The organism is Streptomyces chryseus (assembly GCF_014650755.1).
Classification (GTDB): Bacteria; Actinomycetota; Actinomycetes; order Streptomycetales; family Streptomycetaceae; genus Streptomyces; species Streptomyces chryseus.
The window spans coordinates 90,882-113,113 of the sequence record NZ_BMVO01000021.1; the positions used below are offsets into that span (position 1 = coordinate 90,882).

The 22,232-nt window shown below is 73.0% G+C and carries 19 protein-coding genes; 12 read left to right on the forward strand and 7 right to left on the reverse strand.

What is annotated here, in order from left to right; translation table 11 throughout:
* Nucleotides 1-32 precede the first annotated feature (32 nt).
* The 5 genes from IE185_RS25510 to IE185_RS25530 all read left to right on the forward strand — a co-directional run bounded on the left by IE185_RS25510 (nucleotide 33) and on the right by IE185_RS25530 (nucleotide 5,611).
* Complete coding sequence (locus IE185_RS25510) at nucleotides 33-824, forward strand: hypothetical protein (RefSeq protein ID WP_189716072.1); 792 nt, start codon at nucleotides 33-35, stop codon at nucleotides 822-824.
* Nucleotides 821-2,140, forward strand: coding sequence for an ATP-binding protein (locus IE185_RS25515; RefSeq protein WP_138898118.1), 1,320 nt, complete (start codon nucleotides 821-823; stop codon nucleotides 2,138-2,140). Before IE185_RS25510 ends, IE185_RS25515 begins: the two co-directional genes overlap by 4 nt.
* Nucleotides 2,141-2,266: 126 nt before the next feature.
* Complete coding sequence (locus IE185_RS25520) at nucleotides 2,267-2,635, forward strand: SH3 domain-containing protein (RefSeq protein WP_138898114.1); 369 nt, start codon at nucleotides 2,267-2,269, stop codon at nucleotides 2,633-2,635.
* A gap of 142 nt (nucleotides 2,636-2,777) precedes the next feature.
* Entirely contained in the window at nucleotides 2,778-4,157 is a 1,380-nt protein-coding gene (locus IE185_RS25525) for an FtsW/RodA/SpoVE family cell cycle protein (protein ID WP_138898115.1), read from the forward strand.
* Nucleotides 4,154-5,611, forward strand: coding sequence for a penicillin-binding transpeptidase domain-containing protein (locus IE185_RS25530; protein ID WP_138898116.1), 1,458 nt, complete (start codon nucleotides 4,154-4,156; stop codon nucleotides 5,609-5,611). Before IE185_RS25525 ends, IE185_RS25530 begins: the two co-directional genes overlap by 4 nt.
* Before the next feature lie 89 nt (nucleotides 5,612-5,700).
* On the opposite strand, the gene IE185_RS25535 is transcribed toward IE185_RS25530, so the two are convergent.
* Entirely contained in the window at nucleotides 5,701-6,555 is an 855-nt protein-coding gene (locus tag IE185_RS25535; protein WP_189716074.1) for a hypothetical protein, read from the reverse strand.
* 52 nt (nucleotides 6,556-6,607) lie between these two features.
* Nucleotides 6,608-7,711, reverse strand: coding sequence for a ferritin-like domain-containing protein (locus tag IE185_RS25540; RefSeq protein WP_138899142.1), 1,104 nt, complete (start codon nucleotides 7,709-7,711; stop codon nucleotides 6,608-6,610).
* Nucleotides 7,712-7,910: 199 nt separating this feature from the next.
* Here IE185_RS25540 and IE185_RS25545 point away from each other — a divergent pair, with 199 nt between their 5' ends.
* The 6 genes from IE185_RS25545 to IE185_RS25570 all read left to right on the forward strand — a co-directional run bounded on the left by IE185_RS25545 (nucleotide 7,911) and on the right by IE185_RS25570 (nucleotide 15,171).
* Nucleotides 7,911-8,840 (forward strand): AurF N-oxygenase family protein, encoded by a 930-nt coding sequence (locus tag IE185_RS25545; RefSeq protein ID WP_138899141.1) that lies wholly within the window; start codon nucleotides 7,911-7,913, stop codon nucleotides 8,838-8,840.
* A gap of 37 nt (nucleotides 8,841-8,877) precedes the next feature.
* Nucleotides 8,878-9,606, forward strand: a complete 729-nt coding sequence (locus tag IE185_RS25550; protein ID WP_138908845.1) for a TetR/AcrR family transcriptional regulator — start codon at nucleotides 8,878-8,880, stop codon at nucleotides 9,604-9,606.
* A 25-nt stretch (nucleotides 9,607-9,631) separates the two neighbouring features.
* On the forward strand, nucleotides 9,632-9,907 hold the full coding sequence (locus IE185_RS25555) for a DUF8847 domain-containing protein (protein WP_138899378.1): 276 nt from the start codon (nucleotides 9,632-9,634) through the stop codon (nucleotides 9,905-9,907).
* Nucleotides 9,908-9,991: 84 nt separating this feature from the next.
* A complete protein-coding gene (locus tag IE185_RS25560) occupies nucleotides 9,992-12,748 on the forward strand; it encodes an outer membrane protein assembly factor BamB family protein (RefSeq protein WP_189716076.1) in 2,757 nt (918 codons plus the stop codon).
* A gap of 213 nt (nucleotides 12,749-12,961) precedes the next feature.
* On the forward strand, nucleotides 12,962-13,723 hold the full coding sequence (locus IE185_RS25565) for a hypothetical protein (protein WP_138899162.1): 762 nt from the start codon (nucleotides 12,962-12,964) through the stop codon (nucleotides 13,721-13,723).
* A gap of 239 nt (nucleotides 13,724-13,962) precedes the next feature.
* Nucleotides 13,963-15,171 carry a C40 family peptidase gene (locus IE185_RS25570; RefSeq protein ID WP_189716078.1) on the forward strand — a complete coding sequence of 403 codons (1,209 nt, stop codon included), beginning with the start codon at nucleotides 13,963-13,965 and terminating at the stop codon, nucleotides 15,169-15,171.
* A gap of 7 nt (nucleotides 15,172-15,178) precedes the next feature.
* Here IE185_RS25570 and IE185_RS25575 read toward each other — a convergent pair whose 3' ends face one another.
* Genes IE185_RS25575 through IE185_RS25595 form a run of 5 tightly spaced genes read right to left on the reverse strand, consistent with a single transcriptional unit; the run spans nucleotide 15,179 to nucleotide 21,040 of the window.
* Complete coding sequence (locus IE185_RS25575; protein ID WP_138896101.1) at nucleotides 15,179-16,423, reverse strand: styrene monooxygenase/indole monooxygenase family protein; 1,245 nt, start codon at nucleotides 16,421-16,423, stop codon at nucleotides 15,179-15,181.
* Between the two features lie 49 nt (nucleotides 16,424-16,472).
* A complete protein-coding gene (locus IE185_RS25580; RefSeq protein ID WP_373303756.1) occupies nucleotides 16,473-17,171 on the reverse strand; it encodes a GTP-binding protein in 699 nt (232 codons plus the stop codon).
* Nucleotides 17,152-17,559, reverse strand: coding sequence for a DUF742 domain-containing protein (locus IE185_RS25585; protein WP_138896102.1), 408 nt, complete (start codon nucleotides 17,557-17,559; stop codon nucleotides 17,152-17,154). The genes IE185_RS25580 and IE185_RS25585 overlap by 20 nt, the downstream gene beginning before the upstream one ends.
* Nucleotides 17,556-18,041, reverse strand: a complete 486-nt coding sequence (locus IE185_RS25590) for a roadblock/LC7 domain-containing protein (protein WP_138896103.1) — start codon at nucleotides 18,039-18,041, stop codon at nucleotides 17,556-17,558. Before IE185_RS25590 ends, IE185_RS25585 begins: the two co-directional genes overlap by 4 nt.
* Entirely contained in the window at nucleotides 18,038-21,040 is a 3,003-nt protein-coding gene (locus tag IE185_RS25595) for a sensor histidine kinase (protein WP_138896104.1), read from the reverse strand. Before IE185_RS25595 ends, IE185_RS25590 begins: the two co-directional genes overlap by 4 nt.
* A gap of 389 nt (nucleotides 21,041-21,429) precedes the next feature.
* On the opposite strand from IE185_RS25595, the gene IE185_RS25600 reads away from it, so the two are divergent.
* Complete coding sequence (locus IE185_RS25600; protein ID WP_138896105.1) at nucleotides 21,430-22,212, forward strand: protein phosphatase 2C domain-containing protein; 783 nt, start codon at nucleotides 21,430-21,432, stop codon at nucleotides 22,210-22,212.
* Nucleotides 22,213-22,232: the final 20 nt, after the last annotated feature.

A 22,232-nucleotide genomic window follows, 5' to 3' on the forward strand; every position in this document is an offset into this window, starting at 1 on the left:
ACCCGCACCCGAGGCACAGAAGCGAGGGGAGCTTGAGCGCGCACCGTCCCGCCCGCGCGGCACTGCTGCTCCTGACCGCCACGGCGGTCCTGTCGGCGCTGGCGGCGCTGTCCGGCTGCGCCGACGCCGGCGAGCTGGAGAGCGCCGGGCCGACGCCCACCGCCATCGGCCCCACCCGCCTGTGGCCCGAGCGGCCGGCCGCCACCGTCCCTCCGATGGACTACGGCGAGGGCGAGACGGAGACGGTACGCGGCATCGAGGTGCCCGGCGACGACGTGCGCGCGGTGCGGCCGGTGGCCGTCGCCCAGGCGGAGCAGGCCGCGGACCCGGACGCGCTCAGCGGGCCCGACGGGCGGTACGAGCAGACGGCCCGGCAGCTGCGGGAGTGCGACACGAAACCGAAGGCGTGCCCGGTGCTCAAGGCGTACTACCGGGATCTCACCGGCGACGGCAAGGACGAGATGATCATCGGCGTCTCGCTGCCGAAGGGGCAGCTCGCGGTGCGCTGCTACCTGGCCGAGAAGGGGCGGCTCATCCGCGTCATGGGCACCAGCGACGCGGTGATCGGGGTGTCGCTGGCGGGCCGTGACCTCATCATCCGGGCGCCGTCGAACCTGCCCGGGTACGAGTACCGGACGGCCTGGTCCTGGGACGACCACCAGCACGCCATGCTGCCGGCCCGCGACGAGATCCTGCGGGTGCACGAGGAGGGCGGCGAGCCTCTGCCCTCCCACTCGCACACGGTCCCCCCCGCCCCCAGCCCGTCCCCCGCGGCCACCGGCTCGGCCACCGCCTCCGCCACCGCCTCCGGTGGCGGCCGATGAGGCTCCGGCCGCCCGCCTGGACGGCGCGCCTCACCTGGAAGGCCGCGGCCTTCATCACCGTGATGTGCTGCGCGCTCGCGGCGCTGCTCGGCGCGCTCGTACACGTCTCCGTGACGCACCAGACGCTCCACCAGGCCCGCGAGAAGGCGCTCACCCGGCTGGCGGAGGCGACCCGGGCGTACGAGGCGGGCGATCCGCTGCCGCCGGACACCGGCATCGACCCGGACGGCCTGCCCGCCTCCCTGCGCGAGCTCGCACTGTCGGGCCGGCGCGGCACGCTCGTCAGCGAGCACGACGGCCGCCCCACCATGTGGGCGGCGGCCCCGGCCGACCGCCGGGCCATGGCCGCCGAGATCGACTACAGCCAGGGCGTCGGCACGATCATGGGACTGGACCGGGCCATCGTCGGCTCGTCGCTCCTGGCCATCTCCGCGACGCTGCTCGTCGGCGTCTTCGCCGTGACGCGCGTGACGCGCCGCCTGCACCAGACGGCCGGGGTGGCGCGCCGGATCAGCGCGGGCGACCTCGACGCGCGCGTCAACGACCCGCGGACGAAGACGCCTTCCCGGCCTCAGGACGAGGTGGCCACGGTCGCCGGCGCCCTGGACGCGATGGCCTCCACCCTCCAGCGCAAGCTCCAGAGCGAGCAGCGCTTCACCGCCGACGTCGCCCACGAGCTGCGCACCCCGCTGACCGGCCTGCACGCGGCGGCGGAGCTCCTGCCGCCCGGCCGGCCGACCCAGCTGGTCCAGGACCGGGTGCGGGCGATGCGGCTGCTGACCGAGGATCTGCTGGAGATCTCCCGGCTCGAAACGGGCAGCGAGCAGATCAGCCCGGACACGCACCGGATCGGCCCGCTCGCCGAGCGGGTGGCGCGCGGCCCGGCGCGCGGGTCCGGTGCCCCCGCGGAGGCGGCGACGGAGGTCCGGATCGTACGGGACGCCTACGTGGAGACCGACCGGCGGCGGCTGGAGCGGGTGCTGGGCAATCTCATCGGCAACGCGCACCAGCACGGGGCCGAGCCGGTCGTACTGACCGTGGACGGGCCGGTGGTGACGGTGCGCGATCACGGCGAGGGCTTCCCCGCCTACCTGGTGGAGCACGGCCCGCAGCGCTTCCGCACCGAGCCGCGCTCCGGGGGCAAGGGCCACGGCCTCGGCCTGACGATCGCCGTCGGACAGGCGGAGGCGATCGGCGCGGAACTCACCTTCGCGAACGCGCCGGACGGCGGGGCGGTCGCGACGCTCGAGCTGCCCGAGGTCCGTCCCGACGAGGCGACCGAGGGCGGCCCGGGCGACAGCACGCACACAGAGTGACGGATTGCGATCAGTCGGTGGCGAAATTAGTGTGAATCGGGCGAGTCGAGGACCGGTTCACTTACGGACCGGAACCCTCCACCGCCCTTCGCCTCGGCGAAGGCCCCTCACCTGTCAGGAGCCAACATGCCCCTGCTTCCCCGGTCTCCGCTCTCCAGGCTCGGCCTCTGCGCCGCCGCGGGCGCCCTGGCCGCCGTCACCGCCGCGAGCCCCGCGCTCGCCGCCGCCGACCCCGCGCAGCCCACGGCCGAGCGTTCCCACACGTACAAGGGGCGCGTCATAGCCAAGTCCGGGCTGCTGCTGCGCGACAAGCCGACCCGCAGCAGCCGGGTCATCGGCAGCAAGCCCTACGGCGCGATCGTCCACATCTTCTGCAAGACCCGCGGCGGCAACGTGCAGGGCAACGACCGCTGGTACCTGCTGACCAACGGCACCTGGGCCTGGGGCTCGGCGCACTACATCGCGAACATCGGCGCCGTCCCGCGCTGGTGCTGACGCGTCGGCACTGACGCGCGGTCAGCACGCCTCACCCCTGCACCCCTCACGCCCGAGGCGTGCGGCTCACGCCGTACGGACTCCTCGGGCGTGAGCCGACATATACGTACATACAGCCCGCTCGCTTGCTACGTTGCCTGACATGACCGCAACGACGGTGGACGCTCCCCCGCCCGACCTACGCCTCCCCAAACGGCGCGGCGTGGAACTCTCACTCCTCGTCTGCGCCGTCCTCATCGCCGTGTACGGCTACATCGACGTGGGCCTGACCAAGAACGGCGCGGTACCCCCCGACGCCGCCGGATACGGCGCGGGCCTCGGCGTCCTCGCGCTCCTCGCCCACCTGGCCGTCCGCTTCCGCGCCCCGTACGCCGACCCGCTGCTGCTGCCGATCGCGGTCCTGCTCAACGGCCTCGGCCTGGTGCTGATCTACCGCCTGGACCTGGAGACGCCGAAGGACCAGGCCGCGCCCACCCAGCTCGTCTGGTCCACCCTCGGTGTCGCGCTCTTCATCGGCGTCGTGATCCTCCTGCGCGACCACCGCGTCCTGCAGCGGTACGCCTACGTGTCGGTCGCCGCCGCCCTCGCCCTGATGATCGTGCCGATCTTCTTCCCCGCCGTGAACGGTGCGAAGATCTGGATCCGCGTCGGCGGCTTCTCCTTCCAGCCGGGCGAGTTCGCGAAGATCCTGCTCGCCGTGTTCTTCGCCGCCTACCTCGCGGCGAACCGCAACGCCCTCGCCTACACCGGCCGCAAGATCTGGAAGCTCCAGCTCCCCACCGGCCGCGTGCTCGGCCCGATCGTCGCGATCTGGCTGCTCAGCGTCGGCGTACTCGTCCTGGAGCGCGACCTCGGCACCTCGCTGCTCTTCTTCGGACTCTTCGTGATCCTGCTGTACGTCGCCACCGGCCGCACCGGCTGGATCGCCGTCGGCCTGCTCCTGGCGGCGGTCGGCGCCTTCGTCGTCGGCTCGCTCGAACCGCACGTCCACAGCCGCGTCCAGGACTGGCTGCACCCCTTCGCCTCCATCGACGCCGGCCGCGGCCCCGGCCAGCTCGCCCAGTCGCTCTTCGCCTTCGCGGCCGGCGGGACACTGGGCGCGGGCCTCGGCGCGGGCGACTCCATCCTCATCGGCTTCGCCGCCAAGTCCGACTTCATCCTGGCGACGGCGGGCGAGGAGCTGGGTCTGTCCGGACTCACCGCGGTCTTCCTGCTGTACGCCCTGCTCGTCGCCCGGGGCTACCGGGCGGGCCTCGCCCTGCGCGACCCGTTCGGGCGGCTGCTCGCGATCGGCCTCGCTTCGATCCTCGCCCTCCAGGTCTTCGTCATCGCCGGCGGTGTGATGGGGCTGATCCCGCTGACCGGGATGGCGATGCCCTTCCTCGCGCAGGGCGGGTCGTCCGTCGTCACCAACTGGATCATCGTGGCGCTGCTGATCCGGGTCAGCGACTCGGCCCGCCGTCCGCAGCCCGAGCACGTCGAGACCGGCGTCATCGCGCCCGTCGTGGAGGCCGACCAGTGATCCGCTACATCCGCCGCGCGGCCGGGTTCTGTCTGCTGCTGCTCGTCGCGCTGCTGCTGAACGCCGCCCGTGTCCAGGTCTTCCAGGCCGAGGCGCTCGACGACAACCCGGCCAACCGCCGCACGACGATCAGCCGTTACGAGCAGAAGCGCGGCGACATCGTCGTCGACGGCAGGGCGGTCACCGGCTCCCGGGACAGCGGTGAGCAGCTGCGGTACGAAAGGACGTACAGGCAGGGGCCGTTGTACGCGCCCGTCACCGGCTACGCCTCCCAGACGTACGGCACGACCCTTCTCGAACACGCCGAGGACGACATCCTCTCCGGCACCGACTCGATGCTCGCCCCGCTCCCCCTGTGGAACGAGATCACCCGCTCGCGCCAGCCCGGCGGCGACGTCGTCACCACCATCGAGGGCGCGGTCCAGCGGGCGGCGTACAACGGGCTCGGCGGCCGCAAGGGCGCGGTGGCGGCGGTCGAGCCCTCGACGGGGAAGATCCTGGCGCTGGTCAGCAGCCCGTCGTACGACCCGCAGGAGCTGTCGGGCACCGGGAAGGCGGTCACGGGCGCGTGGGCGCGGCTGAACGGCTCGCCGCGTCAGCCGATGCTCAACCGGGCCATCCGGCAGACGTATCCGCCGGGGTCCGCGTTCAAGATCGTGACGGCGGCCGCGGCGCTCGACACCGAGGTGGTGACGGACATCGAGGCTCCGACGAGGACGCCCGAGCCGTACGTCCTGCCCGGGACCGGCACCACCCTGCCCAACGAGGCGCGCGGCTGCCGGAACGCGTCGCTGGAGTACGCGATCCGGGTCTCGTGCAACACGGTGATGGCGGAGCTGGGGGTGCGGGTGGGGATGGCCGGAATGCTCGACACCGTGCAGAAGTTCGGCTTCAACGACGACGGTCTGAAGATCCCGTCGGGGGTGTCCCGGAGCAACTTCGACACCAGCATGACCGCCGACCAGCTCGCGCTCTCCTCCATCGGCCAGTACGACACCAGGGCGACACCGCTCCAGATGGCGATGGTCGCGGCGGCGGTCGCCAACGGCGGTGAGCTGAAGTCGCCGTACCTGGTGGACCGGACGACGGACGCGGACGGCGACACCGTCACGCGCAACAGCCAGAAGTCCCTGCACCAGGCGATGAACCCGGCCACCGCCACGCAGCTCCAGCAGCTGATGGTCGATGCCGTGGAGAACGGGACCGGGACGAACGCCGCCATCCCCGGCGTCCGGGTCGGCGGCAAGACGGGCACGGCGCAGCACGGCATCGACAACACGGGTACGCCGTACGCCTGGTTCATCTCCTGGGCGCACGAGAACGGCGACGGCCAGCCGGCGGTCGCTGTGGCGGTCGTCGTGGAGGACGCGTCGGCGGACCGGGCCGACATCAGCGGCGGGGGCAGCGCGGCGCCGATCGCGCGGGCGGTGATGCGGGCGGCGCTGGCCGACTGAGCGGGCACCCGGCGACCGCGCGGCCGGGGCGCCCCGGTCACGAGGGGACCGGGCGCCAGACGCCTCCGTACGTCGTCACCGGCCCCTGATCAGCCGATCGGCTGCCGTGACTCCTCCCGCACCTCGAGGGTGGTCGCGGCGATCTTGTCGAGGTCGACGGACCCGGGGTCCTGCTTCGACGTCTCGGGGGTGACGACGGCGACCGTGGCGCCCGTGTTCCCGTCCGCCCAGGCGCACATGGGCATGGTGACCGTGGATCCGGCCTGGGTGGCGGTGAGCACCTGGCAGGTCAGCGTGATGCCGGAGCCGGCCGGGGTGATGTCCTTGGCGGGGACGGCGAGAGTGGCGCCCTGGCCGTCCTCGGCGCCGGCCATCATCTTCTCGCGGGTGCCCTCGGGATCCTTGAACTGGCCGTACATGCCCGAGATGACGAGCACGCTCGGGGCGGTCGGGGAGCCGGACGTGTACTGGCCGACGGCCGGCCGGGGGTTGCGGACCTTCGCGTCGTACGTCCCCTCCAGGGCCTCCTTGCCCTGGGTCTGCGACAGGTCCTGGGCCAGCTCGAACTCGCCGTCCAGCATCGTCTTCGGCACGGTGAGCCGGTACTCCGCCTTGGGGAACCCGGCACCGGTGGCCACGGACCCGGCCTCGGTGACCGCGTTCACCGCCCACCCGACGGCGCCGAGGCCCACCAGCGCGACCACGCCGATCGCGATGAACGCACCGGTCCGGTTCTTGCGCGGCGGCGGCCCCGCCGGCGGCTGCCCCCACGCCCCCGGCTGCCCGGGGTGCTGCGGCGGGAAGGGCCCGCCCGGGTAGGACTGCTGCTGCGGGAACTGCGGCTGCTGCGGGGGCTGCTGCGGATACGGCTGCGCGCCGTAGGGATGCGGCGGCTGCGGGGGTCCGTACGGGCCGGGGGGCTGCTGGGGCGGCGGCATGGTCATGCCGCAGACGCTACTTCACGCCGGCACGCGCCCGAGCCGCCCGCTCGCCGTTTCAGGCCGCGCCGTCCGCGATCGCCTTCTCGACCTCCGCCACCCGCGCCGCGTCCTCCGCCTCGAAGCGCTGCTTGTCGAGTGCTTCGGCGAGTTCCTCGTCCTGGGTCATGAGGAGGTCCAGGTTGGAGTCGCCCATCTCGAAGACGCCCATGTCGAGGTACGCCTGCTGCAGGCGCGGCCCCCACAGGCCGATGTCCTTGACGCACGGCACGATGCGGCTGAAGAGGAGCTTGCGGAAGAGGTGCAGGAACTCGGACTGCTCCGAGAAGTCCTGCGCCTCCTGGTGCGGGATGCCGAAGTTCTCCAGTACTTCGACCCCGCGCAGCCGGTCGCGCATCAGGTAGCAGCCCTCGATGACGAACTCCTCGCGCTCGCGCAGTTCCGCGTCGGACAGCTGCTTGTAGTAGTCGCGCAGCGCCATCCGCCCGAAGGCCACATGCCGGGCCTCGTCCTGCATGACGTACGCGAGGATCTGCTGGGGCAGCGGCTTGTCGGTGGTGTCGCGGATCATGCCGAACGCGGCGAGCGCGAGCCCCTCGATGAGGACCTGCATGCCGAGGTACGGCATGTCCCAGCGGGAGTCGCGCAGGGTGTCGCCCAGCAGACTCTGGAGGCTGTCGTTGACCGGGTAGAGCATCCCGATCTTCTCGTGCAGGAAGCGGCTGTAGATCTCCGCGTGCCGGGCCTCGTCCATGGTCTGGGTGGCGGAGTACAGCTTGGCGTCCAGGTCCGGAACGGACTCCACGATGCGCGCCGCGCACACCATGGCGCCCTGCTCGCCGTGCAGGAACTGGCTGAACTGCCAGGAGGAGTAGTGCCGGCGCAGGTCGCCCTTGTCCTTCTCGGTCATCTTCGCCCAGTGGCGGGTGCCGTAGAGGCTGAGCGCCTCGTCCGGGGTGCCGAGCGGGTCGTACGGGTCGACCTCCAGGTCCCAGTCGATGCGGGTCGCGCCGTCCCACTGCTTGTCCTTGCCCTTCTGGTACAGCGCGAGGAGGCGGGCACGCCCCTCGTCGTACTCCCAGCTGAAGCGGGCCGCGCCGGAGGCGGGCACCTGCCACAGCGGGTCCGACGGGGCCTTGGTGTAGAGCTCCTGCGTCGACACTGACGCCTCCTGGTCGCATATCCCTTGAGACTGTGGACAGTTGGCAGCGTCACACGTTGGTAGACGACGGGTCAACAAGTCGTGCGCAAGGGATTGACTGCCTTGCTGACACGCAGTCTCATAAGAGGCAGCCGCCGGGCCCAGCCATCCGGGGACGACTCCCGTGCCCCCCGAACACCACCCGTGAGGTGCCCCCGCCATGACGACAGTGACCGAACGCGACGCACTCAGGGACGCACTCGGACTCCTCAAGGACCGTGAGCAGGTGGCCGAGCGCCTGCTGGAGTCGTCCGCCAAGCACTCCTTCGACCCTGAGACGGAACTCGACTGGGCCGCGCCGGTCGAGGAGGGCAAGTGGTTCTGGCCGCCCGAGCTCGTATCGCTCTACGACACGCCTCTGTGGCGGAAGATGTCCGAGGAGCAGCGCATGGACCTCGCCCGGCACGAGGCCGCCTCGCTCGCGTCCCTCGGCATCTGGTTCGAGATCATCCTGATGCAGCTGCTGGTCAGGCACATCTACGACAAGTCCGTGACCAGCAACCACGTGCGGTACGCGCTCACCGAGATCGCCGACGAGTGCCGGCACTCGATGATGTTCGCCAAGATGATCCAGAAGGGCGGCGCCCCCGCGTACCCGGTGCCCCGGCTCTACCACAACCTCGCGCGCGTCCTGAAGACCGTCTCGACGACGCCCGGTTCGTTCGCGGCGACGCTGCTCGGCGAGGAGATCCTCGACTGGATGCAGCGGCTGACGTTCCCCGACGAGCGCGTCCAGACCCTGGTGCGCGGCGTGACCCGCATCCACGTGGTCGAGGAGGCCCGCCATGTCCGGTACGCCCGCGAGGAACTGCGCCGCCAGATGGTCACCGCGCCCGCCTGGGAGCGCGAGCTGACCCGGGTCAGCTGCGGCGAGGCGGCCCGCGTCTTCTCGACGTGCTTCGTCAACCCGCAGGTGTACGAGAACGTCGGCCTCGACCGCCGGGAGGCCGTCGCCCAGGTCAAGGCGAGCGGCCACCGCACGGAGGTCATGCAGAACGGCGCCAAGCGGCTCACCGACTTCTTCGACGACATCGGTGTGCTCCAGGGCGTCGGCCGCAGGCTCTGGAAGAGCTCGGGACTCCTCGCGTAAACGGTCGAACGGTCGAACGCGGGGTTACGCTGCCGACATGACCCCGGCAGCGGCCACCCCCGCGTACCGCAGGCTCAGCGTCGAGGAGCGTCGTACCCAACTCCTCGGCGCCGCCCTGTCCCTCTTCGCGCACCGGGCCCCCGAGGAGGTCTCGCTCGACGACGTGGCGGAGGCGGCCGGGGTGTCGCGGCCTCTCGTGTACCGCTACTTCCCCGGCGGCAAGCAGCAGTTGTACGAGGCGGCGCTCGGCTCCGCCGCCGACGAGCTGAAGCTGTGCTTCGCCGAACCGCAGACCGGGCCGCTCACCCGGCGGCTCAGCCGCGCCCTCGACCGCTATCTCGCGTTCGTCGACGAGCACGACGCCGGGTTCAGCGCGCTGCTCCAGGGCGGCAGCGTCGCCGAGACCTCCCGTACGACCGCGACCGTGGACGGGGTGCGGCGGGCCGCTGCCGAGCAGGTCCTCACCCACCTCGGGGTCGCGGGCACGGCCGGGCCCCGGCTGCGGATGATGGTCCGCACCTGGATCACGGCCGTCGAGGCGGCCTCCCTCATCTGGCTGGACGAGGACAAGCAGCCGCCGGCCGGCGAGCTGCGGGACTGGCTGGTCGACCACTTCGTCGCGCTGCTGACCGCCACCGCGGCGACGGACCCGCAGACGGCGGCCCTGACCCGGGCGGCGCTGGCGACGGAGACGGCGGACGGCCCCGCGGGGGTGCTGGCCCGGCGGGTGATCCCGGTGATCGCGGAGGCGGCGCACCTCCTGTGAGCGCTCCCCCTGCGAGACTGGCCGGGTGAGAAGCGAGAACACGCCCTTCGTGGGCGGCCCCCTGGACGGGCGGGTGCTGCCGGTCCTCGTCGGGCCGACCGGACACCCGCCGAAGTGGTACGAGGTGCCCGTGCCGGACGACGACGGCGGCCCGCCCACCGTCCACGCGTACCTGCGCGTCCCCGCCGGGTACAGCAAGCGGCTCGGGCTCCAGCGCGGCTGGAAGTACGCGTACGCGCCGGGCGGGCGCGAGCGTCAACGGCCCAGGTGGCCCTGGTCGAAACCGGACAGCACCCCATAAGATCGGCGGTTGTGCCGGACGTGGCCGCTGTGACCGAAGAAGCGGCCACGGCACGGCGACCACGGTGACCACAGGGGGTGCGCCTTGGAGGCGCTGCGTCAGGACGATCCACGCCGCATCGGGCCGTACGTCCCGCTGTCGCGCCTGCGCGAGACGGCGAGCGCCGTGCAGTACCTGGCGCACGGCTCGGACGGTGCGACGGCCGTGGTCGCGGTGGCCCGTCCGGAGCTGGCCGGCCTGCCCGCGTTCCGCCGCCGCTTCCAGGCCGAGGCGCAGACGGCCGAACGCCTGGCCGGCGGCTGGGTGCAGGCCCCGCTCGCGTCGCGCGTCGACGCCCCGGGGAGCTCCGAGGGCGCCGACCGACCCGGCCTGTGGACGGCGACCGCGTACGTACCGGCGCTGACCCTCGCCGAAGCGGTCGCGCTGGCCGGGCCGCTGCCGGAACGCACCGTGCGCATCCTGGGCGCCGCGCTCGCCGAGACCCTGTCCCGGGTGCACGCCACCGGCGCCGTACTGCACGGCCTCGCCGCCGACACCGTGCTGCTGGCCGCCGACGGGCCGCGCCTGACGGCGTTCGGCGCGCTGGGCGCGGCGGCGGCCGCCGAGGCGGGACCCGGCGGGCAGTTGTCCGTACGCCTCGGCTACCTCACCCCGGAGCAACTGGCGGGCAAGGAGCCCGGCCCGGCGTCGGACCTGTTCGTCCTCGGCCTGCTCCTGGCGTACGCCGCGACCGGTGCGACCCCGTGGGCGGCGGGCCCGCAGGACGCGGCCGCCGACCGCATCGCGCACGCCGAGCCCGAACTCGCTGGCGTGCCGGACCAGTTGCGTGCCCTGATCGCCCGCTGTCTGGCCAAGTCGCCGGCGGACCGCCCGTCCCCCGGCGCGCTGGCGGCCGAACTGGCCCTGGAGGGCGCGGCGGCGCTGGCACGCCCCGGCTGGCTCCCGGACCCCCTGGTGTCGGCCCTGGCGGACCAGGCGGCGCGGGCGGCGGAGCCCGCGCGCGTCGCACCGACGGTGAACGGCGACCGCACGGCGACGGCGGGGCAGGCGCCCGCCCGGCCGGCCACCGAGGACCGGTCCGAAGGCAGCCCGGGGACTGCCGCACTCGTCCCCGGCCGGGCGCCGGGGCGCCCGGGAGAGATCCCGGCGGGCCCCACCGGCGCGGCGGACGTCGGCAGTGGGCTGACCCGGCGGCTCGTGACCCGGCGCGACGCCGGTGCGCCCACCGAAGACCTCAGCGGGGTGACCCGGCGTCTGGTGCCCAGGCGCGACGCGGGACTGCCGGCGGAAGGCCCGCCGCCCGCCGACCCGCAGCCCACCGGGGCGCTCGTCCCCGCACCGCCCCGGGCGCACCCCGCCGCCGCGCTCACCCTGCCCCCGGCCACCGTGGGCGCCCCCGCCACCGCCCCCGCTCCCGCTCCCGCGCGGCCCCCTCGGCCCGCGCCGCTGCCGCACACCGGCCCCGGACCCCACCACGCCGCCTCCCCCGCCCGCGCCGACGACCGGTTCGGGGGCCTCAGCAGGCGCGGGCTGCTCACCGGGCTCGCGGCGGGCGCGACGGGGCTGCTGGTCGGCGGTGGCGGCGTACTCGCCCTCTCCGGCGGCGAGGACGACGCGCCCCCGGTCCGCACGGACGACCCCAAGCCCGCCGCCCGCCGCAAGCCGCTGCCGGGCGTCGCTCCGGACCCGCTCTGGCACTACCGGCACCCCGTCGCGCTCGTGGCCGGCGGACCGGCCGCCCGCCTCTGGCGCGACCAGGTGCTGCTGATCCCGGGCGAGGACCTGACGACCGCGCTGGACCTCCGTACCGGCCGCCGGCTCTGGGAACAGAAGGCCGCCGGTACGAAGTACGGCCCCGAAGCCGCCGACGGCAGCCACTGCTTCGTCGTCACCGCCACCGACTTCCTGTGGCTGTCCGCCAAGGACGGCACGGTGAAGCACCGGGTGCCGTACGCGCCCCTCCTGACGAAGGGCCAGAAGGACACCCGGGCCACCCTGGGCGGGAGGGTGACCGCCGACGGCCCCGTCGTCTGGTTCTCCGCCCGGGTCGAGACCCTCGGCGGCAAGAAGAACAAGGTGACGCGCACCCGGACGTACCTCCTCGCCTACGACATGGCCGCGCGCAAGGAGCTGTGGCGCACCGAGATGCCGAACGGCCGCCCCGGCCCCGTCCCGCGCTACGAAGCGGTCGGACTGCGCCCCGGCGGCCTCCTGGTCCGCCAGGACAACGGCTCACTCACCGCGGACCAGCAGAAGAAGGCGAAGGGCAAGGCGGCCTTCGTCCTCGTCGACCGCAGGACCGGCAAGACGCTGTGGCGCAAGTCGTTCCCCGGCGTGCGCCCCGACGCGGGCGCCACCGACGACCCGTCCGGCCGGCTCTACGCGGCGGTCGACGGCGGCCTCCAGGCGTACGACACCCGAGGCGGCAAGAAGCTGTGGAAGGCCGAGAACGCCTCGGGCCCCGCCGGCCCGCCGCCGTACGGCTTCGGGCGCGGCGTCGTCGGCGGCACGACGCTGTACGTCCCCAGTGGGCGCAATGAGGTGTACGCCGTGGACACGGCGTCCGGCGCCCAGCGGTGGCAGCGGGCCACCGAGTACCCGGGCCGGGCCACCGCGCGCATCGCCCTCAGCGGCAGCGGCCGTACCGTCCTCGCGCTCAACGACACCCAGGTCACCGCGATCGGCGCGGACGACGGCCGCCGCCGGTGGAAGTTCCAGGACTCCGGCGACACGGCGGCGGGCGCCGAGGACGCCTGGGCGGCGTACCGGGCGCAGACGTTCGGCGACCGGGCCGCGGTGGTGTGGCGGGGCCGCAACTTCTACGCGCTCCCGCTCGACTGAGGCCCGCCGGGCGGGGGTTGTACCGGAACGCGTCTCGATTGCGCGGCTCTGCCGTTGCGCGGGCGTCACGATCGCTCGGGCGGGCGTAATTCATTGATCATCAGGGGCTCGCAGGTCGTAGATTTACTGGTCAGCAACACATTCCGCGTGTCACCGGACGGGTGAGCGTCACGCGGGGGGAAGCCGTTCACCGAACCAGAGGAATGCTGTTCCATGCGCCGCACCACTGTCCGCCGTACCGCCGTCGCCGCCTCCGCGCTCTCCCTGGCCCTGCTCGTCGGCGCCTGCGGAGCCGACAAGTCCGCCGATGACGCGCCCGAGAGCAAGGGCAAGAACGAGGGCGCGGCGGCCGCGAAGCCCCTGTCGCAGGCCGAGCTGGACAAGCTCGTCCTGGCCGAGGGCGACGTGAAGAACCACAAGGTCGTCAAGCCGCTGAAGGCGGACCTCGCCGCCGCGAAGATCGCCAAGGCCGACAAGGCCGAGTGCAAGCCGCTCGTCGACGCCACGGCGATGCGGACCCTGGGCTCGCCCGCCGCGAACTCGATGCGCAGGATCTCCGTCATGCCCGAGAAGCCGGCCGAGGACGCCTCGCCCGAGGAGAAGCTGAAGGCCGGTCTCGACGCCGTCGGCAAGGCCGTGATCATCACGGACACCCTCGGCTCCTACGAGGGCGAAGGCGCGCAGGAGGCACTCGCCGCACTGCGCGACGCCGGCAAGGCGTGCGCCGGCGGCTTCACCACCATCGCCGGCCCGGACAAGGTCACGTACTCGAAGGTCGCCCCGGCCTCCTACACCGCGGGCGACGAGGCGGTCGCCTTCACCCTGACGGCCGACCTGGACGGCGAGACCGGCACGGCCCAGTTGGTCACGGTGCGCACGGGCAACACGCTCGCCTCCTTCTTCGCGATGAGCCTGATGGGCAAGGCGGAGCAGCCGAAGGAAGCGATCGACGCGCAGCTGGCCAAGCTCGGCTGACCCTGCCGCCACGGCTGAACCCGAACGGCCCCGTCCCCGCCCTGTGCCGGGGGCGGGGCCGCGCCGTGTCCGCACGCCACCGGCCGGGGCGCGGGAGCCACGCCGGTCGCCCGCCGCATTGCCCCTCGACGGGTGACGGTGTTGGACCAACCCGACCAGTCGCCCGCCCGTGGCCGCGACAACGCCGCACATCATCACCTAGGGGCCGGACCGTCCGGCCGTGAACCGGAGGTGATGACGTGTCAGGCAGACTCTCCCAGTCGGTCTGTACGGTGGCGCTGGCCGCCGCCACAGTGCTCACGGCACTGCCGGCCCCGGCCGCCGGGGCGCCGCCTGGCGCTCCCGCTCCCCTGCCCCCCTCCCCGCCGCTTCCCGCGCCCGCGCCGGCCGTACGCGGGGAGGCGACCGTCGCGAAGCTGCTGACGGAGCTGCAGAAGCTGTACCAGCGGGCCGAGGAGGCCAGTGAGACGTACAAGGCGACGGAGGAGTCCGTCAAGGAGCAGCTGGGCGAGGTGAAGAAGGTGACGGCGGGCCTGTCCAGGGCCCGCGTCGCACTCGCCGAGAGCCGGGGCGCGGCGGGCCGGCTGGCGCGCGAGCAGTACCAGGGGCGCAGCGGCCTCTCCCCGTACCTGCGGCTGCTGCTCGCGAAGGACCCGCAGCACGCGCTGGCGCAGGGCCACGTACTGCAGCGGGCTGCGGACGACCGGGCGGCGACGATCGCGCGGCTGGAGCGCGGCGAGCGGCGGGCGGACGAGCTGGCGACCCGGGAGCGGTCGGCGCTCGACAAGCGGCAGACGCTGGCCAGGAAGCAGAAGAAGCAGCGGGACGTGGTCCGGGCGCGGCTGGCGGAGGTCCAGACGCTGCTGGCGTCGCTGACGGACGAACAGCTCGCCGACGTGGCACGGCTGGAGGAGCGGCGGACCGGCGCGGCGCAGCGCGGCCTGCTCGCCTCCGGCGCGCTCGGCAGCCCCGGCTCGGCCGCGACGCGGGCGCCCTCACGGCAGGGCGGGCGGGCGCTGGAGTACGCGGTACGGCAGATCGGCAAGCCGTACGTGTGGGGAGCGGAGGGGCCGGGGTCCTTCGACTGCTCGGGGCTCACGTCCCAGGCGTGGGCGCACGCGGGGAAGGAGATCCCGCGCACCAGCCAGGAGCAGTGGCGGCAGTTGCCGAAGGTGCCGCTGCGGGAGCTGCGCCCCGGCGACCTGGTGATCTACTTCCCCAAGGCGACCCACGTGGCGATCTACCTGGGCGACGGGATGGTGGTGCAGGCGCCGCGCCCCGGCGCCTGGGTGAAGGTCTCCCCGATCGCGGCGAACCCGCTCCTGGGCGCGGTCCGCCCGGACCCCCTGCTGAAGCCGATGGCCTCCTACACCCCGCCCAAGCTGCCGCGGGGCGCGGCGGCGGGCGAGGACAGGGGGTACGAGTCGCAGACCGCTCCGCAGGCGTAGCCGCCGGCTACGCCCCTGCCGCCGCCCCGGCCTGGGCCAGGTAGGCGTTGGTCTTCTCGGGGTCGTAGAAGAAGTTCTCGAAGTCGGCCGGGTCGTTGAAGCCGTTGGCGAAGCGGTCGGCGACCGGCTGGAGGGCGCCGGCCGCGCCGATCAGGTTCAGGACGTGCTCCGGCGGGACGCCGAGCATCGCGTTCGTCCACTTCGTGACGTGCTGCGCGGTGTCCCAGTACCGGTCGAACGTGGACTGCATCCACGCCTCGTCGAACGGCTGGTCACCGTGCGACGTGATCGACGAGAGGTACGACGCGGCGCACTTCGACGCGGAGTTGGAGCCCTGACCCGTGATGGGGTCGTTGGCGACGACCACGTCGGCGACGCCCAGCACGAGGCCGCCCGACGGCAGCCGGCCGATGGGGTTGCGCACGGTCGGGGCGTACCGGCCCGCCAGCGTCGCGTTCGCGTCGGTCAGCTCGACCTTCGTGGCGCGCGCGTACTCCCACGGCAGGAACTTCTCCATCAGCTCCAGCGTGAGCGACAGGTGCTCGGAGGGGTCCTTGACCCCCTTGAACACGTCCACCGGACCGCCCGGGACGCCCTCCCAGAAGAGGATGTCCGCACGCCCGGACGTGGTGAGGGTCGGCATGACGAACAGCTCGCCGACGCCCGGCACCAGGTTGCAGCGCACCGCGTCGAAGTCGGGGTGCTCGGGGCGCGGGCCGAGCCCGTGGACGTACGCCACCGCCAGGGCGCGCTGCGGCGCGTCGTACGGGGAGCGGGACGCGTCGCGGCCGAACATCGAGACCAGCTCGCCCTTGCCCGCCGACACCATGACCAGGTCGTACGTACGGGAGAAGTAGTCGAGGTCGGAGACGGCGGCGCCGTGGATGACGAGCTGCCCGCCGCGCTGCGCGAACGTCTCCATCCAGCCGGCCATCTTCACGCGCTGGTCGACGGACTGGGCGTAGCCGTCGAGCTTGCCGACCCAGTCGACGGCGCGGGAGGAGTCGGGCGCGGCGACGGAGACGCCCAGGCCCTCGATCTTCGGCGCCTGTGACTCCCAGAAGTTGATCTGGAGGTCGCGCTCGTGCTGGAGGGCGGTGTGGAACATGCACTGCGTCGACATGACCCGGCCCGACCGGATCTCGTCCGCCGTGCGGTTGGACATCAGGGTGACCTCGTACCCACGGGTCTGGAGTCCGAGGGCGAGCTGGAGACCGGACTGACCGGCCCCGACTATGAGTATCTTCCGCATGACGGGGTCTCTCCGTTGAGTGTCTTGAATGGCTGTTCGGGGGCGCGGGCTATTCGGGCGCGGTGGTGAGCGCGTGGCCGACGAGCGCGAGCAGCGACTCGACCACCGTGATCCGCCGGCGCGCGTCCATGATCACAACCGGTACGTGGGGCGGCACGGTCAGGGCTTCCCTGACGTCCTCGGCCTCGTACGCCGCCGTTCCCTCGAAGTGGTTCACGGCGACGATGTACGGCAGCCCGCAGCTCTCGAAGTAGTCGAGCGCGGGGAAGCAGTCGGACAGCCGGCGGGTGTCGGCCATGACGATCGCGCCGATCGCGCCGCGCACCAGGTCGTCCCACATGAACCAGAACCGCTGCTGGCCGGGCGTTCCGAAGACGTACAGCACGAGGTCGTCGTCGAGGGTGACCCGGCCGAAGTCCATCGCGACGGTCGTGGTCGTCTTGTCCGGAGTCGCGGAGAGGTCGTCGGTCTCCTCGCTCGCGGTGGTCATCACCGCCTCCGTCTGGAGCGGCGTGATCTCCGAGACGGAGCCGACGAACGTGGTCTTGCCGACGCCGAACCCGCCCGCGACCACGATCTTGGTGGCTATGGGAGCCCGGGTGCGGTCGGTCTGCCAGTCCCGGGCGCCCTCGTCGGCCTGCGGCGGGACGGCCGGCAGGGGCGACGCCTGGGGCTGGGCCGGGACCGACGCCGGGTGCGCGGCGGCGCGGGCATGCAAGGTCTCGGTCTCAGAGACGACGGAGTCCACTCAGCACCCTTTCGAGCAGTGCGCGGTTCGGCTGGCCGGGCGCGTGCCCGGTCCCGTACACACGGATCTTTCCCTGGTCGGCCAGGTCGCTGAGCAGCACGCGGACGACGCCCAGCGGCATCTTCAGCAGTGCGGAGATCTCCGCGACCGTACGCATGCGGCGGCACAGCTCGACGATCGCCCGGATCTCCGGCATGACGCGCGTCTGCAGGCCGCCGTTGGTCAGCTCGCGCCGCTCCTCGGGGGCCTCGATCGCCGCGACGAACGTCTCGACGAGCAGGACGTGCGTGAAGCGGGTGCGGCCACCGGTGAGCGAGTACGGGCGGACGCGGGCGGGCCTGCGGCCGTCGCCCCGTACGGGAAGTTTCGTGGGGGTGGGCGGCGTCACAGGGCGCTCTCCAACGATTTGCGCAGCTCGCTGCGGAGTTCGGGGGTGAGGACGTGGCCGGCGCGGCCGACGAAGAGCGCCATGTGGTACGCCACGACGCTCATGTCGCAGTCCGGCGAGCCGTGCACGCCGAGCAGCGAGCCGTCGCTGATCGCCATGACGAAGACGCTGCCCGACTCCATCGCGATCATCGTCTGCTTGACGCCGCCGCCGTCCATCAGCTTCGCCGCGCCCTGGGTGAGGCTGGCGAGTCCCGAGACGATGGTGGCCAGGTCGGCGCTGGAGCCCTTCGGGCCGTCCTGGCGGACGGCGGGGGCTGCCGGTCCCACGTTCCGCTCCGGGTCGGAGGACAGGAGGAGCAGCCCGTCGGACGAGACGACGGCGACCGAGAGGAGACCCGGTACCTCGTCGACGAGATTGCTCAACAGCCAATGGAGATTACGGGCTTCGCTACTCAGCCCGAACGTGCTGGACGCAGTCAACTGCGTGCCTCCTCAACTGTGTCCCCCTTGGTTTCTGTCTCTGTGTCGCTGTCTGAGTCCGTACGTTCCCCGTGTGCTGAAATCTCCGCCTCGACGTCGCGGCGGCCCTTGATCGACCCCTGGTGGAAGCCGCCGAGCCTGCGCCGCAGGGCTTCCGCGTCGACGCCGCCCGAGCGTTCCCTGGGCTCCGACGGGCCGGACTTGACGACCTTGGGGGTGCGCTTCGGCAGCCCCTTGTCGGTGACCGGCTCCACCTTCGTCGCGGCGGGGGCGGCCGACGCGGCGCCGGCGTGGGCGTCTTCGGTCTCCTCGGCGTCGTCGTCGGCGGCGTCGGCGTCGGCGTCGGCGTCGGCGTCGGCGTACTGGTGTGCGGTGGCGGCGTCCACCTCCGGGTCGGCGTCCATCTCGTCCTGGGGCGCGGCGGACTGCCGGGGCAGCCGCATGGTCCAGGTCGGCTCGTCGACCGGCGCCTCGGTGTCCACGTTCCCGTCGGCGGTGCGTTCATGTGCGTCGGGGCCGATGGCGTAGGCGCCGGCGTCGGCAGGCTTGGCGACGGCCTCGGTGACGGGTTCGGCGACGGACTCGGAGCCCTCGTCGGCCGGCTCGGTGTCCGTGCCGGCCGGCTCGGCGTCGGCCGACGGCTGCTCGGTGTCCGGCTGCCCGGTGTCCGGCGCGGGCTGCTCCTCGGCCGCCTCCGGCTGCTCCGCGTCCTCCAGGATCGTCCGCTCGGCCGCCTCCACCAGCGGGTCCTTCGCCCCCTGCCGCGGGTCCTCCAACACGGAACGCCCGGGCAGCGCGTTGGAGTTGGCCTCCGCGACCGACCCCGGCAGGTTCAGCGTGGGAGCGTCCCCCGCCACCGGAACGGCGGGCGGTACGGCCGTCGGCGGTGCGGGCGGCAGCAGCGCGTCGGGCAGGACGACGACCGCGGCGACGCCGCCCTGCTTCTGGTCGCGCAGGGTGACGCGGACGCCGTGCCGGGCCGCCAGCAGCGCGGCCACGTGCAGGCCGATGCCGCCGTCGCCCGGCTCGTACGAACCGGGGTCGGCCAGCCGCGCGTTCAGCTCCGTGAGCCGGTCCGACGGCACGCCGATGCCCTCGTCCTGGACGGAGAGCATGACCTCGCCGCTCTCCAGGAGCCACCCCGAGAGCTCGACCTTGGCGTCCGGCGGGGAGAACGACGTGGCGTTCTCCAGGAGTTCCGCGAGGAGGTGGCTGAGGTCGTTGGCGGCGAAGCCGGCGACCTGCGCATGCGGCGGGATCGACTGGATGGCCACCCGCTCGTACCGCTCGATCTCACTGACGGCCGCGCGCAGTACGTCGACGAGCGGCACCGGGTTCTGCTGTCCCTGTCCGTGCTCCGTACCGGCCAGGACCAGCAGGTTCTCGCCGTGGCGGCGCATGACGGTCGCCATGTGGTCGAGCTTGAAGAGGGTGGCGAGGCGCTCCGGGTCCTGCTCGCGCTCCTCCAGGCTCTCGATGACGCCGAGCTGGCGCTCGACGACGCCCAGCGTGCGCAGGGAGAGGTTGACGAAGGTGGAGTGGACGGTGTGGCGCATCCGCTCCAGCCGCGCGGCGGTGTCGGCGACCTGTTCCTGGAGTTCGGCGCGCTGGGTGGCGAGGGTCTCGCGCTGACCGATCAGGTGCGTACGGTCGCCTGCGAGCTTCTCCGCGCGGGCGCCGACCTCGGCCAGCCGGGAGTGCAGCGTGTTGAGGGAGCGTACGACCTGGGCGAACTCGTCGTTGCGTCCGTTGAAGCGCACCGGCTCGACCGGCTCGCCGTCCGGCTCCGGTTCGGCGGCCAGCCGTGCGGCGCCGAGGCGCAGTACGGCCAGGGGGCGGGTGAGCGTACGGGCGACGGCCGTGCTGACGCCGACGGCGACGAGCAGGCAGACACCGGCCACGGCGATCCGGATCTCCAGGGCCGTGACGTCGTCGTCCCGGAGCTGGGAGAGCCAGTTGACCTGCGCCGAGCCGAGGGAGGACTCGACACCGCGCATCAGGTCGATACGGGCCGACAGGGCGGCCTCGGCCTTCGCGCGGTCGGTGCGGAGCTCGTCGTCGGAGAGCTGGGGCTGGTCGGTGAGGCGCGCGAGGAACTGCTCGGCGGTCTTGACCTCGGGGCCCGTGACGGTGGTCTTGAGGGACTCACGGGCGGAGTGCCCGGCGGCCTGGTCGAAGTCGGCCAGCGCGGCGAGTTCGCGTACGCGCGACTGCTGGGCGGCGGCGCTCAGCGCGTGGCGGGTGCGGACGTTCTCGGAGTCCGGGTCCTCCGGAGCGGGGACCAGGAGCCCGGTGACGGGGTCGACGCGGTTGCCGGTGTTCTCGCGCGGCACGGAGAGCGCGGCGAGCAGCAGCCCCCGGGTGGCGGCGGCCTGCTCGACGGCGTGGCCGAGCGAGGCGGGGGCGCGGGTGGCCTCGGCGGCGCGCGGGGGCGTCTTGTCGGCGAGTTCCTCGGCGAGGTCCTGGAGCTTCTCGATCGCCTCGGTGTACGCCTTGTGGGCCTCCAGCGCGGTGCGCTCGCCCGACAGGGCCTCGCGGCGGATGCCGGGGATCCTGGCCAGGTCGCGGCGCAGGTCGGCGGGTGCCTCGATCTCGATCTCGTCCATCTGACGGTCGACCCGGGCCGTGCGGCTCGCGGAGAGCCCCTTGCTCTTGCCGCCGTCCGCCGTGCCGTCCGTGCCGTCCGTGCCGGTAACACCGTCCGTACCGTCCGTGCCTTCGCCGGCGCCGCGGCCGGCCGCGAGGTACGCGGTGACGTCGTCGCGTTCGTCGGCGAGGGAGTGGGCCAGGGTGACTGCCTGCCGGTTCAGTTCGGCGAGGGTGACCAGCCGCTGGGACTCGGTGAGTTCGGAGGAGGCGCTGAGGATGGCGGGGGTACCGGCGGCGAGGACCGTGACGCCGACCAGGGCCACGCCGGCGACCAGCCGGCTGCGCACCCGTACGGTGGGTTCGGTCCGCTCGCCGTTGCCGCTGTCGCCCCGAGTCCGCTTTTTCTGCACCGGTGCTCGCATTCTTGCTTGACTCGTCTGCTCACGTGGCCGAGGTGACGACTGGTCACACAGGATCGACGCCCCACCCCAGTTGAGACTCGAATGACTTCAGACCATTCCAGCGCTTTTGGGAAGAAGGCGCGCAGCACGCGCTCCGCCACCTGAACGAGTGAACATCAATCGGGAGTTGGCGAACAACTCCCGATGCCATTCGTCTCACGCGCGCGCGGAGTGCCGGTTGGAACTTCCGCCCGGGCTTTGGCAGGATGCGCCCCCGCAGGTTCGCGGAGTAACCCATTCCGCCCATAAACCGGCACCTCACCTGCTGGTACGTGCCAATTGACGCCCACGGCGCGGCCGTCGGACGGCGTCGCGGCACCTCATGCAGACTGGGCCGCATGCGATTCGAACTGGCCACGGCTCCCGGCGACCCCGAACGCCCCAATGAGGACTGGGCGTCTGTCGCCCTGCCCGCCGCCGGCCAGGGTGGGTCGCTCGTCCTGCTGGACGGCGTGACACCTCCGGCGAGCGACTACGGGTGCGTTCATCCGGTGCCCTGGTTCACCGCCGGACTCGGCGGCGCGCTGCTCGAATTGTCCGCTTCGCGACGGGATTTGACGCTGACGGAGGTCCTGGCGGAGGCCATTCGGCGCACCGCCGACGCCCACCGCGAGACCTGTGACCTTTCTCACGTTCGCACGCCCCAGGCAACGGTGGTGCTGGCGCGCTGGGGTGCGGAGGAGATCGAGCACCTGGTGCTGTCGGACTCGGCGCTGCTGCTGGAGGCCCACGACGGCACGGTGCGGGCGGTCCTCGACGACCGCCTCGACCGGGTCCCGCCGGAGATCCTCGCCTCCCTCGCGGCGACCGACGCGCTGCGCAACGCGCAGGGCGGCTTCTTCACGGCGGCCGCCGATCCGGCGGTGGCCGGCCTCGCGGTGGCCGGCGTGACCGCGCGGGCGGACGTACGGGCGCTGGCGGCGCTCAGCGACGGGGCGTCGCGGTGGGTGGACATGTTCGGCGAGGGCGACTGGGCGGAGTGCGTGGCCGTACTGCGCAAGGAGGGGGCGCAGGGCCTGATCGACCGCGTGCGGGCGCGCGAGCGGGCGGAGCCCACCACACCGCTGGTACGCCGGTGGAAGCGGCACGACGACGCGGCGGTGATCTACGCGGAGCTGTGAGCGGCGGGGCGCTCAGCACT